A 15,215-nucleotide genomic window follows, 5' to 3' on the forward strand; every position below is an offset into this window, starting at 1 on the left:
TCTTGGAACCACTTCCACGGAAGAGGATGACGCTTTGCGGATGGCACAGCACGGCGGGACAGGTCTCGGTCCCGATGGCCGCGACGGTCGGGCATCGGAGGCGGAACGGCTGCTCCGCGCCGTTCTGGCCGCCGACGCCGGCAACGAGGACGCCTGGCTGCGCCTCGGCGGCCTCGCGCTGAGCGACGGGCGCTGCCGCATGGCGGCGCGCTGCTTCGCCCGCGTCATGCTGTTGGCTCCCCATCGGGCGCAGGCGATGCACAATCTGGCCGAGGCGTTGCGCGTGGCCGGGCGGAAGCGGCAGGCGGCTATCGCCTACACGCGCGCGTTGCGGTTGCGCCCGGACTATCCCAAGGCCCTGGCCGCCTTCGGCCTGATGCTGAAGGAGGGCGGCTCGGGCCGCGACGCGCGGCGCCTCGTCGCGCGGTCCCTGGTGGCCGACCCCGCCTATTCCGCCGGCTGGCGCAATCTCGGGGCGTTGGTGCAGGAGCGCAACCAGCCGGATGTGGTGGCGCGGCTGCTGCGCCGCGCCGCGCTGTCCGCCCCCGATGATGCCGCCACGCTGGCCGCCTACGGCGTCGCCCTGTGCGAGGTCAAGGACACCGGCCTCGCCCTGGCCGCGCTGCGCCGGGCCGCGGCCTTGGCACCCGACGCGACCAGCGTCCAGGGGAACCTCGCGTTCGGCCTGATGCACGCCGGGGACACCGAGGGATCGCTGAGGGCGACGCGGCGGCTCCGTCGCCTTGACCCGATGGCGCCGGAGGCCGACGCCCAGGAGTCCCTGACCTGGATGATGAAGGGCGATTTCGAGCGCGCCGCCGGCTTCGTCAAGCGCGCGCTCGCCCTCGCGCCCGGCCATGCCGGCACCCTGGTCAACGCGGCGCTGGCCTTCCACAGCCTCGGCGGTGCCCAGGGCAGCGTCCGATGGAACAAGCGGGCCCTGCGCCTGGACGCCGCGAGTCCCGTTGCCCGCTTCAACCTGTCGCTGGCGCTGCTGCAGAAGGGGGACTTCGCCCGCGGCTGGGCGCTGTACGAGGCCCGCTGGGCGATGTGGGGCTCAGCCTTTCCCCGGCACGCCCCGGCCTGGGACGGCAGCCCCCTGAACGGGCGCAGCATCCTGCTGGTGGCGGAGCAGGGGCACGGCGACACGCTGCATTTCGTGCGCTACGCCGAGCTGCTCGCCGCGCAGGGTGGGCGCGTCGTGCTGCTCGTCCAGCCGCTGCTGAAGCGCCTGCTTCGCAACACGCCCGGGGTGACCGCCGTCTACGGCTTCGGCGAGGAGCCGCCGGCCTGCGACGTCTGCGCGCCGATGCTGAGCGTCCCCCGTCTGGTCGGCACCCGCTTGGAGACCATTCCGGCCAACATTCCTTACCTGCGCGCGGAGGAGGGGGACGGCCGCGCGTGGCGGGACCGGCTGGCCGGCGAACGGCGGCTGAAGGTCGGGCTGGTGTGGGCGGGGGAACCGCGCAAGGACGACGTCAAGGCCAACTCCGTCGACCGGCGGCGCAGCCTGACCCTGTCGGCCCTGGCCCCCTTGGCCGCCATTCCCGGCGTCGCCTTCTACAGCCTCCAGATCGGGGAGGCGGGCGCGCAGGCCGGGGCACCGCCGCCCGGCATGGCGCTGACCGACTGGACCGGCGACATCCGCGATTTCGCCGACACCGCGGCGTTCATCGAACAGCTCGACCTCGTCGTCACCGTGGACACCTCGGTCTGCCATCTGGCGGGGGGCCTGGGGAAGCCGGTCTGGGTGCTGTCGCGGTTCGACGCCTGCTGGCGCTGGCTGGGCCACCGGGAGGACAGCCCCTGGTACCCGACCATGCGCCTGTTCCACCAGGACGAACCCGGCGCCTGGGACGCGCCGATCGCCCGCCTGACGTCGCAGCTGAAGGAGTACGCCGCCGTCCGCGACAGCCAACCGTGAGCGGGGCGTTGACGATGGCGCGGTGACAGGGCAGGGCAAGGCGCGGTCCCGACCCCCGAAGCCGGTAAGCCATTGCACGTTTGCAACGCTTGTACGTTGGGGGCGGGTCTACCTCGGAATCGGCTATAATTCCCATAAGGTTTGTTATGGAAAATATGCCAGAAGAAAAAACCGCGGAAGGTTGTTGCCCTTCCGCGGGTCGCATGGGTCCCGATCAGTGGTCGAGCGCGGTGCCGACCGCCGCACCGCCGAGGCCGCCAATCACGGCGCCCCGTTTCCCACCGAGCGCATAACCGCCGGCCGCTCCGCCGGCACCGCCGAGGACCGTACCAGTGTTGCAAGCGGCCAACGTCGTAACGACGATAAGCGCGGTCGCGATCAGACGCAGACGCTTCATGATCTGATCTCTCTCCGTGGTTGACTGTTGGCCTATCAACAGGCTGGTTGGGCGAGGGTTCCTCGCCCTTCTCTTTCCAGCTCCGGCGGATGGACTTCAGACACCGGGATGCCGCGACGACGCCCCTTCGGTTTCCCGGCTGCACAACAACCGGATCTCGGCCTCGATCCGCTGAACGTCGAGCGGCGTGAGCGGCCCGACCGTCGTGGCGAAGGTGCCATGCGGCGCGGTCGGCTGGCGCCAGCGGCCGAACCAGCGTCCGTCCTCCGTGCGCCACGCCGTGTCGAGCCCTTGGCAGAAGCCATCGCCATCCGCGGTGAAGCGGACGAACCGGCCGCCGCCGTCCCGCCCGACGGTGAAGTGATAGGGGGTGACGTGATCGGCCGGAAGCGGGTCAGCCACGATCGGGTCCGCCACGATCGGAACGAGGTACTGGTCGTACGACAGCGGCTCGATGGAACTCTGGAACACCTCCGTGATGGCGCTGAGCGCCGTGTCGTTGGCCAAGGTCGTCGTCACAATCGTTCCCGTCCGTTGACACAGCGATGGCCATCACGGCCGCCCCGTGGTCATCCTCTCGCCTCCGGGTTTGTCTGGTCAAGAAGGCCGTTTGCTTCGCCCAACGCCGGGTACCCGACATCGGCCTTGTCCCCCCGCAGGCCGGCCGCTATGGGCGTGGGAACCGCCGGCACGGTTCGCCCGTCCACGACGAGGCCGCGCGCGAAGAGGTCGCGCGCCGCGACGTGGTCGTCCGCCATGGCTTCCTGCATGGTGCTGACGATGGAACAGCACACGTCCTTCCCGGCGAAGGCGGCGCGCCAATGGTCGGCGTCGCGGCTTGCCATGGCCGCGGCCACCGCCTGGATCGTGGCGGCCGGGTCTCTCGCATCGTCCCGAAGATCGTCCGGCAGGCCGATGATGGTGCAGAAGTTTTCCCAGAACTTGTCTTCCAGCGGGGCCGCGGCGACGAAGCGCCCATCGGCCGTCCGGTAGAGCTGGTAACGCGGCGACCCGCCCGTCAGCAGTTCGCCGCCGGGGCGAGGCCCCTGCCCGCCGGCGACCGCGATGCCCAAGGCCCAATACTGGAAGGCGAACAGGTTCTCGGCCATCGCGATGTCGAGGTGGCAGCCCCTTCCGGTGCGGTTGCGCTGGAGAAGGGCGAGGAGAATGTTGACCACCGCCGGATAGGCACCGCCGCCGATGTCCCCGACCTGCACGGCCGGCAGCACCGGCGCCCCATCGGCGCCGGCGGCGAGCGACAGCATACCGGAATCAGCGACGAAATTGAGGTCGTGCCCCGCGGCGGCCGCCTTGGGTCCCGTTTGCCCGTAGCCGGTGATCGAGCAGTAGATCAGGCCCGGGTTGATGGCGGACAGCGCCTGGTAACCCAGCCCGAACCGGTCCATGACCCCCGGCCGATACTGCTCGACCAGCACGTCGGCGGTGCGCAGCAGGGGCATGAGGCGGTCCACGGCGTCGGGCGCCTTCAGATCCAGGGTGATGCTGCGCTTGCCGCGGTTGAGGAGAGCGAAGCCGATGCCGTCCGGGCCGGCCTTCGGCTCGTAGCCGCGCATCTCGTCACCACGGCCGGGGCGCTCGACCTTGATCACGTCAGCGCCGGCGTCGACCAGCAGCAAAGTCGCCAGCGGACCCGGCACCAATGTGCTGAAATCAAGCACGCGCACTCCTTCAAGCGGGCGCATCCTTCACCTCCCCCATGTGGCATGGCCCCGGACCGGAACCGGCGGAGCCCTTGGTCATGACAACATGGCGCGCGTGCATCGGTTCGGAACGCTGGCCCCGGGGGCCGCCTTCCAGCCCTTTCCCTGCCTTCCGTAGACATCCGATGGTGGAAGGGCGCCGCCCATTCCGTTGTGCCGTGCAACATCCCCTCCGGAAGGCTGTTTGAAAGAGCGGCGGCCGCGCCGCAAACGCACGCACTCGGCTGCCGAAGGAGGCGTCATGACTGCCCGCACGTTCGCAATCAGACCCTAACCCGATCCGCCGCCGACAAGCCTAAAGGTCGATGGGGCCGCCGGGCGCGACCCGGATGGTCCTTTCACCATGCGACGAATGGCCTGAGGTGGGGCGATGGACATCGCGGCGTGGCTGCGGAGCCTCGGGCTCGACCAGTATGAGCCCGCGTTCCGCGAGAACGAGATCGACGGGGATGTGCTGCCGAAACTCACGAGCGAGGATCTGAAGGACCTCGGCGTCCTTGCCGTCGGCCATCGCCGGAAGATTCTGGCGGCCATCGCCGCGTTAGGCGTTCCCGAACCCGCGGCTTCGGGACGCGGCGGCTCCCCCGTGGCAAACGCCATCGGTGCGGAGCGGCGCCAGCTCACCGTCATGTTCTGCGACCTGGTCGGATCCACGGCCCTGGCCGCGGCCATCGATCCCGAGGAGATGGGCGACGTGATCCGCGCCTACCAGGTCGCGGCGACCGGCGCGATCACGCGCTTCGGCGGGCACGTCGCGAAATTCATGGGAGACGGCATCCTCTGCTACTTCGGCTGGCCCGTGGCGCACGAGGACGAGGCCGAGCGGGCGGTTCGCGCCGGGCTGGCGGTCGTCGCGGCGGTGGGTGCGTTGCGATCCCCGCAGGGCACGACGCTGGCCGCCCGCATCGGCATCGCCACCGGGCTGGTGGTGGTCGGCGATCTCGTCGGCAGCGGCGAGGCGCAGGAACGCGCGGTGGTCGGCGAAACGCCCAATCTGGCGGCTCGCCTGCAGGCGGCCGCCGAACCGGGAAGCGTGCTGGTGAGCGAGGCCACGCGCCGTCTGCTCGGCACCGACGTCGACCTGGCGCCCGCCGGCCTCCTGAGCCTGAAGGGGATCGCCGCGCCGGTGGCGGTCCATCGGGTGCGCGGCCTGCGCGAATCCGTCAGCCGCTTCGACGCCCACCAGTCCAAAACGTCGCTGCCGATGATCGGGCGCGACCGCGAACTGGCGGCGCTGCGGAAGCAGTGGGAGAAGGCCCGCGGCGGAGAGGGGCAATGCCTCGTGCTGATCGGCGAGCCCGGCATCGGCAAATCGCGCCTGACCCGCGCGCTGCGCGACATCGCCGAACAGGACGGCTGCGTCACCATCCGCTACCAGTGCTCCCCCTACCATCAGGACAGCCCGCTCTGGCCGGCCATACAGCAGCTTTCCTTCGCGGCGGGGTTCACCGCGGGCGAAGCGGAGGACAGCAAGCGCGCGAAGCTCCGCACGCTGCTTCGGCGCGCGTTTCCGGATGAGGGGGAGGCGCTGTCCCTGATCGGCGCGCTGCTCGGCCTGGAACCGCCCGAGGAGGATCCGCAACGGGACCTGTCCCCCCAGGAGCGGCGCACACGGACCCTCCACGCCCTGGTGGACCAGCTGATCGGGCTGGCCGGGGGCGGCCCGGTGCTTGTCGTGGTCGAGGATGCCCATTGGATCGACCCGTCGACGCTGGAACTGCTTGAACGCGCGTTGGAGCGGACGCCGTACTGTCCCGTGCTGATGCTGCTGACCGCGCGGCCACCGTTCGAGGTTGGGCTGTGCCGCCATGCGGAGGTCGTCCGGCTGACGCTCACCCGGCTGGACCGGAACGCCATCGGGACGATCATCGACAACGTGGCCGGCGGCAAGGCCCTTCCCGCCGAGATCGTCGACGCGATCCTGGCGCGGACGGACGGCGTGCCCTTGTTCGTCGAGGAGGTGACGCGGGCCGTTCTGGAATCGGGGCTGCTCGACGAGGAGGAGGATACGTTCAGACTCAAGGGACCGTTGCCGCCCCTGGCGATCCCGTCGTCGCTGTACGACTCCCTGATGTCGCGGCTCGACCGTCTCCAGCCGGTGAAGCAGGTGGCGCAGACCGCGGCCTGCATCGGCCGGGACTTCTCCTACCGCGTGCTCGCGGCCGTCGCGACCATGCCCGAAGACCGGCTGGCCGAGGCGCTGATGCAATTGCAGGAGGCGGAACTCATCTTCGCCCACGGCGCCCCGCCGGAGGCGGAGTACAGCTTCAAGCACGCGCTGGTGCGCGACACCGCCTACCAGTCGCTGCTGAAGAGCCGGCGGGAGAAGATGCATCGACGCATCGCGGAACAGCTGGTCGTCCTGGAGCCGGGCATCGCCGACAGCCAGCCGGAGTTGCTGGCGCAGCATTACACCGAAGCGGGCCTCGTCGAGGCGGCGGTGGAGCATTGGTGGCGCGCCGGCGCCAGGAGCGCCGCGCGCTTCGCGCACCGCGAGGCCGCCAGCCACTACGCCCGCGCCCTGGAGCTCCTGAGCCGTCTGCCGCCCGGCCGCGAGCGGGACGAGCGGGAGATCGCGCTGCGGCTGGCCTATGTCGTGCCGCTCATCGCCACGCACGGCTTCGGCTCCTCCGCGGTCTGGAGTTGCGCCGGGCGCGCCAAGGAACTGTGCGACGGCGCCACCCAGGGGCGCACCCTGTTCGCCGTCCACCGTGCGGTGTGGAATTCCAGCCTGATGCGCGAACCGGTGCCGCAGACCGTGACCCTGGCCCATGAGCTGATGCGGCTCGCCCTCCGCGGAGGCGATCCGGCGCAGCTTGCGGCGGCCCACCGCGCCGTCGGCTATTCCCTCCAGATCGCCGGACGCCTCCACGAGGCGGACGGTCATCTCGCAGAGGGCATCGCTCTGGCCGACCGGCTTCCGGACGAGGACTTCACCATCTACGGCGAGCATCCGGGGATGGTGTGCCGGGTGTACCAGGGGTGGGGCCGATGCATCATGGGATCGCCCCAGGACGCCGGGCGCCTCGCCGACGCCGCCATCGCGCACGCCCGCGAGCGGGGCAACCCGCACGCCCTGGCCTGGGCCCTGGTCTGCACCGGCTTCATCGCGATGTTCGCGCGGGATGCCCCGCTGGCCGCCACGGTGGGCGCGGAGGCGCTGGCGATCGCGCGGGAGCATCGCCTGCCGCAATGGCTGGCCTTCGCCCAGGAAGTCGTCGGCTGGGCGGCGTGCGCGCAGGGCGACGGCGGCGGGCTGGACGTGCAGGAGGAGGCGTTGCGGACGCTGCTCGCGACCGGGGCCGTGCTGCACACGACGCGGATGCGCCACTGCCTGGCGGAAGGCTGCCTGGCCTTCGGCCGTCTGGCGGCAGCGCGCGCCCACCTCTCCGCGGGCTACGCCCACCGCGATCGCTATGGCGAGGACTATCTGGCCGCGGAGCTTCACCGGCTGGACGCCTTGCTGCTGCAGGCGGAAGGCGCGCCGGCGGACGAGGCCGACCGGCTGTTCGACACGGCGCGGCGCATCGCGCGCGAACAGGGCGCCAGCCTTCTGGAACTGCGCGCGGCCGTCGACCAGGCGCGCGGGTGGCTGGCGCGTGGCGACCGCCAGCGGCCCCAAAGAGTCCTCGCGCCGCTCCTGGCGCGGTTCGACGGGCTGGGCGACGGGCCGGACGTGCGGGAGGCGCGAGCCCTGCTGGCATCCTGCCGGCGTTCGTAGCGGCTGCGCAAAGAGTTGCAACAAAAGCGCGCCCGCCCTGTTCAAAAGATAAGCACCCACCGGAACGACGAGCCGCGTGGCGGCCGGAAGACCGACGGTGGTTGGACAAGGGCGGCGGTGCAAAAATGTTCGATGGCTGCTCCGGTTTCCTTCTCTCACTCGCCCTGGCCAGTTCATCCTTTTCGCCGTCCCTGGACCTGAGCGCGTCGGGTCGTAACGACGTGCGGAATTCGGCCACGGTGCAGGTCTCATATCTCACCTTGGATCACGCGCCGAAATATCCGTGCGACTTTTCCCATGTCGATTACGCCCGGCCTGACGCTCCCAAGGGTGGTGTGTTTCACGATTCGACCATCGGCAGCTTTCACAACCTGGCTCCCTTCCTCATTTACGAGTCCGGAACCAACGTGAATTTCGTCTACGACCAGCTTTTTGCCAGCCCGCGCAACGATCCCCTGTCCGCCTACCCGCTGATCGCCGAAAGCGTGGAGTTGGCCAAGGACCGGTCCTCCATCGTCTTTCACCTAAACCCGAAAGCGCGGTGGCACGACGGGGTGCCGATCACGGCGGACGATGTCGCCTTCACGTTCCACGCGCTGACGGACAACCCAAAATCCTTACCCTTGTTCAGGTCCTGGTACAGAAGCGTGAGTGGGGTCGAGATTCTGGATCCTCTCCGGGTACGATTCACCTTCGATCATCCCTACGCCCGGAATCTGCCGTATCTTCTGTCGGCGATGCACATTCTGCCGCATCATTACTACAAGAAGCACGAGTTCGGAAAATCATCCCCGGACCCTCCCTTGGGAAGCGGCCCCTACCGGATCGCCCAGGTCGTGCCGGGCCGCCGCATCGTCTACGAGAGGGTTCCGGACTATTGGGCGAAGGATTTGCCGACACGGCGCGGTCTTTTCAACTTCGACCGTTGGATCGTCGACTATTACCGCGACGCCGATGTCAAAGCCCAGGCGTTCGAAGCCGGGCTCATCGATTTCAACGTGGAATACAACCCGGCCCGCTGGGACAGCTATTACGATTCCCCGGCCGCTGCGCCGCTGACCATCGTCAAGGCGGAATCCCGGCTGCGCGGTGCCGTGGGAAGCATGAATTTCGTCTTCAACCTGCGCCGGGCGCCGTTCGGCAACCGGACCCTGCGCAAAGCCATCACGCAGTTGTTTGATTTCGAATGGGCGAACCGGGTTCTGCTTCGGGGATGGGCGGAGCGCAGCCAGAGCCACTTCCCCAATTCCGAACTGGCCTTCCGCGGGACGCCGTCGCCCAGGGAAGCCGAATTGCTGCGCCCCTGGCAGGACCGGACCACGCCGTATTCCAACGATGACGTGGCGGCCCCGGTCAGCGACGGCAGCGGGTACCAGCGCGCGCAGCGCAGACAGGCGTTCCGATTGTTCGCGCAGGCCGGCTACACCGTCCGAAACGGACGGCTGGTCAACGGCCGGGATGAACCGCTCTCCCTTGAAATCCTCGCGAACGGGCCGGATTTCCGGAACGTCGTCTCATCCTTCGTCGCGAGTCTGGAACGGGCCGGCATCACCGTATCGGTGCAGGAAGCGATTTCCTCCGAATTCGAGCGGCGCACGCGGGTCGATTTCGATTTCGACATGGCCTTCCTCTACGACAAGGCCACGGAACTCCCCGGCGCGGAACAGCGGCTGAAGTGGGGCTCGTCCCACGCGTTCGAGCGCTACACGACGAACATCTCCGGGCTCCAGGATCCGGCGGTCGATCGGATCACGACAGGCATCGAGCAGTCGGTGTCCCGGTCGGACCTGGTCGCGGCCTGCCGGGCCCTGGATCGGGTTCTCGCCTGGAACCAGGACCGCGTGCCCGGCTGGTACATCGGCTCGGTCCATTACGCCTACTGGAACAAGTTCGGCACGGTGGACAAGGGGCAGGATCTGGCGCTGGGCTGGCCCGCCGTCGAAGCGTGGTGGGCGAAATAGCGGCTGCAAGCGCCTTGCCAACGCCGGGGTAAATTCGTACTCAAATGGTCTGATTGCGCCCTCAGGACACGGTGCGCATGCTGCCGCTGTCGCGCAATCCAGCGATCGGGGCAGCCATGATCACGGTCCTGCTGATCGATGACGATCCTCTGATCCGTATGGCCATGGAATGGCTTATGGCCGACTGGGGCTTTCACGTCGTTGCGGCGGGGTCGGAAGAGGAGGCAACGACGAAGCTTGCGGAAAGCGTCGTACCGGCACTCATGGTCGTCGACTGGCGGCTGCCGGGCGGTCGCACCGGCGCCGACGCGGTCGGCCGCATCCGCAGCCTGTTCCGGCGGCACATCCCGGCCATCGTCGTCACCGGCGAAGTGCCGTCGCGACCGATGCGGGCCATCGAGGACGCGGGCTGCCCGGTGCTGCAAAAGCCGGTGTCGCCCGCGACGCTGAAGGCGGCCGTCACGGATGCCCTCGCCGGCCCGCGGGACAGCTGATCGCCACCCTCACCCGCCGCGGAAGCCTTTCAGCTTTTCGGCAGGCACGGCGGGAGCGAACCGGGCGGTGCGGGCGGCCTGCAGCACGTCGTCCAGGAAGGCCCGGTACGGGTCCGTCCGTTCCCGAGGGGGATCGCGCTGCTCGACGGGGCCGCCATAGTCGGTGTCGTTCTGCACGAACGCGTCGGACTCAGCACCACTCAGCCTGGGGCTGACGAAGATGGAATGGGAGGTGTCCTCGACCTCGCCGACCTGCCGGTTGGCGCGCGTGATCGAGAAGCTGCCGTCATCACCGGGCATGGACAGGATCATGAGCCCGTGCAGCACCGTCGTCTTGTCCTGCGCGTTGAGCCGCGCGTCCTTCTCGAAGTCGGCTTTCGAATAAAGCGTCTCCAGGCTTGTGGGATCGTTGACGTTTGCCGTTTCCATGGCCCCGACCTTCGTTTCTCGTGATTCCGTGTTGTGTGGTCCTGCAACATTCCCGCGCAGTCCTGGGTTCCGCCCGGCTTGTCGCGCTCGCCCTGCCCTGCCCATGATGGCATTCTGGGGTATGCGTTGGGCTGACGGGACGGGCGGCGGGGACCATGCTTCACCACAATCTGGCAACGCTTCGGCTGTTCGTAAAAGCGTGCGAGCTGAAAAGCCTGAGCCGCGCCAGCGAGGTCCTGAACCTCGCCGTCTCAGCCGCCAGCCGGCGCATCCGGCTGCTGGAGCACGAGGCCGGCACGCCGCTGCTGATCCGGCGGCCGCACGGCATCGAGCCGACGCCGGCCGGGCTGCTCGTGCTGCGCTACGCCCACGACATGGTGTATCTGGGCGCGCAGCTGGAGGCGTCGCTGGCGGAATACCGGTCGGGCGTGCGCGGCCATGTGCGCGTCTACGCCTCGTCCTCCGCGCTGGTCGAATGCCTGGCCGCCGACCTGTCGCGCTTCGCCGCCGACAATCCGGGGATCAAGCTGGAGCTTGAGGAGCGGCCCAGCGCCGACACGCTGGACGCGCTCTACCACAAGAAGGCGGACATCGGCGTCATCGTCGGCGGACAGGGGACGGAGGGGCTGGTGCGCTATCCCTACGCCAAGGACCATCTGGCCGTGGCGCTGCCGCGCGGCCACCGGCTGGCCGACCGGGCGAGCCTGCGCTTCGCCGAGCTTCTGGACGAGGAGCATGTGGCGCTGGAAGGCGGCACCGCCGTGCACGGCCTGTTGGCGGAGCGGGCGCGGGCCGAAGGGCGCTTCATCAAGGCGCGGGTGCAGGTCCGCAGCTTCGAGGTGATGTGCCAGATGATCAGCCTGGGGCTGGGCATCGGCATTCTTCCGAAGCGGGCCGTGCAGCCCCTGTCGGACGCGCTCGGCGTCGCGCTGGTCCCCCTGGACGAGGAGTGGGCCGAGCGCAGCTTCGAGATCTGCATCCGCTCCCCGGGCGAGCTGGACGCGCCCAGCCGCCGCCTGCTGGATTTCCTGCGGGAACAGGTCCAGGCCCAAGCGCCGGCAAAGGCGTGATTTCGAATTTTGCGAAATCAGCTGTAGCGCAATTGTCATTCTGCGCGGCCGTTCGTACCCGCATCATCATCCGCAGAAACGATGCGGGTGGGCAACATGTCCGGCACCGGTCACGACTCCGACGATCACGATCCTCCGGCCCTCACGGACTGGAGCGCCCTGCCCCCGGCGGCACGCGCGGAGGCCGCGGCGGTCTGCGCGGGGTGGGCGGCGGAGGTGCAGGCTCGCTTCGGCGCTTTCTCGGAATTGCAAGCCATTGGCGCGCCTGACAATCCTGGCCCCCTGGCCGGCCTGCCCTACGCCGCCAAGGACATGTTCGACACGCCCGGCCGGCCGCCCGGCTGCGGCCTTCCCACCGCCCTGCGCCCGGCACCCACCGGAACGGCCACGGTGCTGGACCGGCTGGACGGCGCCGGAGCGCGGCGGATCGGCTTCACGACCATGACCGCGCTGGCCTACGAGCCCTCCGGCGTCGGCACGGCGCGAAACCCGTGGAACCGGGATTTCGTGACGGGAGGATCCTCCTCCGGATCGGCCGTCGCGGTGGCGGCGGGCGCCGTCTTCGTGGCGCTGGGGTCGGACACGGCGGGGTCATTGCGCATCCCGGCGCAGGCCTGCGGAGTCACCGCCTGGAAGCCCACGCACGGCGCCGTCCCGACCGCAGGCGCCATGCCGCTGGCCCCCAGCCTCGACAGCGTCGGCCTGCTGGCCCGCAGCGCCCGCGACATCCGGCTGGTCGAGCCCCTGCTGCGGGGGACCGCGCCCGCGCCGTCGCCCTCCCCGTCCCGGCTGGCCGTGCTGTCCGATGCGCTGGCGGAGGCGGAAGCGCCGGTCCGCGCGGCCTGCGCCGAGGGGGTCGAGGCCGTCGCGGCCTGCGGACCTTCCATCGACAAGCGGGCGGGCCTTGCGGCAATCGAGGCACTGTCCGCGCCGCTGTTCCTGGTACTCCAGGCCGAGGCCGCCGCCGTGAACCGCGGCCTCGACCTCGCCGCGCAGGAACCGACGCTGGCCCGGCGACTGGCCAAGGGCGACGCCATCGGGCCGGAGCAACTGGCCGCGGCACGGGCAACGCTCGCCGACGCTCTCCCCTCCTTCCTGGACACCGTGTTTGGCGGCGCCGACGCCGTGCTGCTGCCGGTCATGCCGATCCGCACACCGCCGGTGGCGGAGGCCGATCCGACCTCCCCCGCCTTCCGCGCGGCGACGCTTTACCGGCTCAGCGCCTACACCCGCTTCGTCAACGCGCTCGGCCTGCCGGCGGTGGCCGTGCCGGTCGGCGCCGACGACCGCGGGATGCCGGTCGCCCTCCAGATCGTCGGCCGTCCGGGGACGGACGCCGGGCTGCTGGATCTCGCCGCGGCGATGCAGGCGCGCACCGGCTGGCACCGGCGCCGGCCGACCGACCTCACCGACCTTCCCAGCCCCCTATTCCCCAGCCCCCTTGTGGAGCGTGGCACATGACCCGACCCGAACCCGCCAAGGCCCTTTCGCACATCCGCGTCCTCGACCTGACGCGCGTGCGCGCCGGCCCCACCTGCTGCCGCGTGCTCGCCGACTTCGGGGCGGACGTGATCAAGGTGGAAGCACCGCCGGGCGTCGACCGGAACGAGGGCATGAGCGGCCCGCGCCACGGCTACGACATGCTGAACCTCCACCGCAACAAGCGCTCCCTGTCGCTGAACCTCCGCACCCCGCGCGGGCGGGAGCTGTTCCTGGAGCTGGTGCGCCAAGCCGACGTGGTGGTCGAGAATTTCCGCCCAGACGTCAAGGACCGGCTCGGCATCGCCTACGAGGCGTTGCAGGCGGTCAATCCGCGGATCATCCTGGCCTCCATCTCCGGCTACGGCCAGTCGGGGCCCTACCGCGACCGTGCCGGCTTCGACCAGATCGCCCAGGGCATGGGCGGGCTGATGAGCGTCACCGGGCTGCCCGGCCAGGGGCCGGTGCGGGCGGGCATCGCGGTCGCCGACAGCTCCGCGGGGCTGTACGCGGCGCTGGGCATTCTCGTAGCCTTGTCGGAACGGGACCGGTCGGGGCAGGGACAGTGGGTGCAGACCTCTCTTCTGGAGGCGCAGATCGCGCTGATGGACTTCCAGGCGGCGCGCTATCTGGTGGACGGCGTGGTGCCGGAGCCCGCGGGCAACGACCATCCCTACTCCACACCTATGGGCGTGATGCCGACCGCTGACGGGCACCTGAACATCGGCGTCGGCGGCGACGGGCAGTGGCAGGCCTTCTGCCGCGCCGTCGGGCGCGACGACCTGGGCAGCGACCCGGATTTCGCCACCCAGGAGGACCGGTTCCGCAACCGCCCCCGGCTGAAGCCGTTGCTGGAAGAGCTGTTCCGCACCCGCAGCACCGCCGACTGGCTGGATCTCCTAGAGGCGGCGGGGGTCCCGGCCGGGCCGATCTACCGGGTGGACGAGGTCTTCGCCGACCCGCAGGTGGAGCATCTGGGCATCGCGGTCCCCTGCGACCACCCGGCCCGCGGCGCCATGCGGCTCGTCGGCCAGCCGATCGGCCTGTCGCGCACACCCGCCCGCATCGACCGCCCCGCACCCGACGCGGGCGAGCACACGGCGGACATCCTGGGCATGATCGGCCTGTCGGCCGCCGAGGTCGCGGCGCTGAAGGCGGAAGGGATCGTCTGATGCAGGAACATGCGGAGGGGGCCGTCAGCCTGGAGATATCCGGCGGGATCGCCCGCCTGACGCTCGACCAGCCGCGCCGGCTGAACGCCATGACGCTGGCCATGTGGCGGTCCATCCCCGCCCTGGTCGACCGCGCGGTGCAGGCGGCGGACGTCCGCGTCCTGCTGCTGCGCGGGGCGGGCGATCGGGCCTTCTCCGCCGGGGCCGACATTTCGGAATTCGCGACCGTCCGCGCCGACGCGGCCCAGGCCGCCGTTTATGAAGAGGCGGTGTCGGCGGCGACCGACGCGCTGGTCCAGGCGCCCGTGCCGACGGTCGCGGCCGTCCGCGGCGTCTGCTACGGCGGCGGTTTGGAGCTGGCGCTGTGCTGCGACCTGAGGCTCGGCGACGACACGGCGCGGTTCCGCATGCCAGGCGCCCGGCTGGGGCTCGGCTACGCCTTCCCGCTGGTCCAGCTGATCGTGCAGCGGGTGGGGGCGACCGCGGCGGCCGACCTGCTGTTCAGCGCCCGCGTGCTGTCGGCAGCCGACGCTATGGGCCTCGGCATCCTCCAGCGGGTCGAGCCCGCCGCCTCCTTCGACAATGCGATGGAGGCCTATCTGGGCGGCATCGCCGCCAACGCCCCGCTGACGCTGCGCGCGGCCAAGCGGGCGATGCTGGAGGCGGTGCGGACGGACGGTCAGCCGAACATTGCGGCGGTCGATGCGCTCGTCGCACGCTGCTTCGCCAGTAGGGATTACGCGGAGGGGCGTGCCGCCTTCGCGCAAAAACGAGAACCGGACTTCAGGGGAGAATAAGGACAAGAATCGTCCGGCAGGGGTGGCCAAACACGAACAGGGAGACAAGA

General features: G+C 70.0%; 12 protein-coding genes. 8 read left to right on the forward strand and 4 right to left on the reverse strand.

Annotation, left to right across the window (positions count from 1 at the left end; all coding sequences use genetic code 11):
• The first annotated feature begins 40 nt into the window (after positions 1 to 40).
• On the forward strand, positions 41 to 1,924 hold the full coding sequence (locus J2851_RS27435; protein ID WP_209770331.1) for a tetratricopeptide repeat protein: 1,884 nt from the start codon (positions 41 to 43) through the stop codon (positions 1,922 to 1,924).
• Between the two features lie 214 nt (positions 1,925 to 2,138).
• Here the strand turns inward: J2851_RS27435 and J2851_RS27440 are convergent, their stop codons facing one another.
• From J2851_RS27440 to J2851_RS27450, 3 genes are all read right to left on the reverse strand, one after another.
• Entirely contained in the window at positions 2,139 to 2,321 is a 183-nt protein-coding gene (locus J2851_RS27440; RefSeq protein ID WP_209770333.1) for a hypothetical protein, read from the reverse strand.
• 96 nt (positions 2,322 to 2,417) lie between these two features.
• Positions 2,418 to 2,840 carry a hypothetical protein gene (locus J2851_RS27445; protein WP_209770335.1) on the reverse strand — a complete coding sequence of 141 codons (423 nt, stop codon included), beginning with the start codon at positions 2,838 to 2,840 and terminating at the stop codon, positions 2,418 to 2,420.
• Between the two features lie 50 nt (positions 2,841 to 2,890).
• Positions 2,891 to 4,024 (reverse strand): CaiB/BaiF CoA transferase family protein, encoded by a 1,134-nt coding sequence (locus J2851_RS27450; RefSeq protein ID WP_246500972.1) that lies wholly within the window; start codon positions 4,022 to 4,024, stop codon positions 2,891 to 2,893.
• A 388-nt stretch (positions 4,025 to 4,412) separates the two neighbouring features.
• Here J2851_RS27450 and J2851_RS27455 point away from each other — a divergent pair, with 388 nt between their 5' ends.
• The 3 genes from J2851_RS27455 to J2851_RS27465 all read left to right on the forward strand — a co-directional run bounded on the left by J2851_RS27455 (position 4,413) and on the right by J2851_RS27465 (position 10,218).
• Entirely contained in the window at positions 4,413 to 7,763 is a 3,351-nt protein-coding gene (locus tag J2851_RS27455) for an adenylate/guanylate cyclase domain-containing protein (protein ID WP_209770337.1), read from the forward strand.
• Positions 7,764 to 7,864: 101 nt separating this feature from the next.
• Positions 7,865 to 9,724, forward strand: coding sequence for an extracellular solute-binding protein (locus J2851_RS27460; RefSeq protein ID WP_209770338.1), 1,860 nt, complete (start codon positions 7,865 to 7,867; stop codon positions 9,722 to 9,724).
• A gap of 77 nt (positions 9,725 to 9,801) precedes the next feature.
• Entirely contained in the window at positions 9,802 to 10,218 is a 417-nt protein-coding gene (locus J2851_RS27465; protein WP_209770339.1) for a response regulator, read from the forward strand.
• A 9-nt stretch (positions 10,219 to 10,227) separates the two neighbouring features.
• Here J2851_RS27465 and J2851_RS27470 read toward each other — a convergent pair whose 3' ends face one another.
• A complete protein-coding gene (locus tag J2851_RS27470; protein WP_209770346.1) occupies positions 10,228 to 10,647 on the reverse strand; it encodes a hypothetical protein in 420 nt (139 codons plus the stop codon).
• 155 nt (positions 10,648 to 10,802) lie between these two features.
• Here J2851_RS27470 and J2851_RS27475 point away from each other — a divergent pair, with 155 nt between their 5' ends.
• The 4 genes from J2851_RS27475 (at position 10,803) to J2851_RS27490 (ending at position 15,165) form a co-directional block, all read left to right on the forward strand.
• Positions 10,803 to 11,717 (forward strand): LysR family transcriptional regulator, encoded by a 915-nt coding sequence (locus tag J2851_RS27475; RefSeq protein WP_209770347.1) that lies wholly within the window; start codon positions 10,803 to 10,805, stop codon positions 11,715 to 11,717.
• 96 nt (positions 11,718 to 11,813) lie between these two features.
• Positions 11,814 to 13,178 carry an amidase gene (locus J2851_RS27480; protein ID WP_246500973.1) on the forward strand — a complete coding sequence of 455 codons (1,365 nt, stop codon included), beginning with the start codon at positions 11,814 to 11,816 and terminating at the stop codon, positions 13,176 to 13,178.
• Positions 13,175 to 14,368 (forward strand): CaiB/BaiF CoA transferase family protein, encoded by a 1,194-nt coding sequence (locus J2851_RS27485; RefSeq protein ID WP_209770352.1) that lies wholly within the window; start codon positions 13,175 to 13,177, stop codon positions 14,366 to 14,368. Before J2851_RS27480 ends, J2851_RS27485 begins: the two co-directional genes overlap by 4 nt.
• On the forward strand, positions 14,368 to 15,165 hold the full coding sequence (locus J2851_RS27490; RefSeq protein ID WP_209770354.1) for an enoyl-CoA hydratase: 798 nt from the start codon (positions 14,368 to 14,370) through the stop codon (positions 15,163 to 15,165). Before J2851_RS27485 ends, J2851_RS27490 begins: the two co-directional genes overlap by 1 nt.
• Positions 15,166 to 15,215: the final 50 nt, after the last annotated feature.

Source organism: Azospirillum rugosum, assembly GCF_017876155.1.
Lineage (GTDB): Bacteria > Pseudomonadota > Alphaproteobacteria > Azospirillales > Azospirillaceae > Azospirillum > Azospirillum rugosum.

Coding starts and splice junctions, on each gene's coding strand:
- J2851_RS27435 (WP_209770331.1), top strand. CDS start 41: ATGGCACAGCACGGCGGGACAGGTCTCGGTCCCGATGGCCGCGACGGT.
- J2851_RS27440 (WP_209770333.1), bottom strand. CDS start 2,321: ATGAAGCGTCTGCGTCTGATCGCGACCGCGCTTATCGTCGTTACGACG.
- J2851_RS27450 (WP_246500972.1), bottom strand. CDS start 4,024: ATGCGCCCGCTTGAAGGAGTGCGCGTGCTTGATTTCAGCACATTGGTG.
- J2851_RS27455 (WP_209770337.1), top strand. CDS start 4,413: ATGGACATCGCGGCGTGGCTGCGGAGCCTCGGGCTCGACCAGTATGAG.
- J2851_RS27465 (WP_209770339.1), top strand. CDS start 9,802: ATGCTGCCGCTGTCGCGCAATCCAGCGATCGGGGCAGCCATGATCACG.
- J2851_RS27470 (WP_209770346.1), bottom strand. CDS start 10,647: ATGGAAACGGCAAACGTCAACGATCCCACAAGCCTGGAGACGCTTTAT.
- J2851_RS27475 (WP_209770347.1), top strand. CDS start 10,803: ATGCTTCACCACAATCTGGCAACGCTTCGGCTGTTCGTAAAAGCGTGC.
- J2851_RS27480 (WP_246500973.1), top strand. CDS start 11,814: ATGTCCGGCACCGGTCACGACTCCGACGATCACGATCCTCCGGCCCTC.
- J2851_RS27485 (WP_209770352.1), top strand. CDS start 13,175: ATGACCCGACCCGAACCCGCCAAGGCCCTTTCGCACATCCGCGTCCTC.
- J2851_RS27490 (WP_209770354.1), top strand. CDS start 14,368: ATGCAGGAACATGCGGAGGGGGCCGTCAGCCTGGAGATATCCGGCGGG.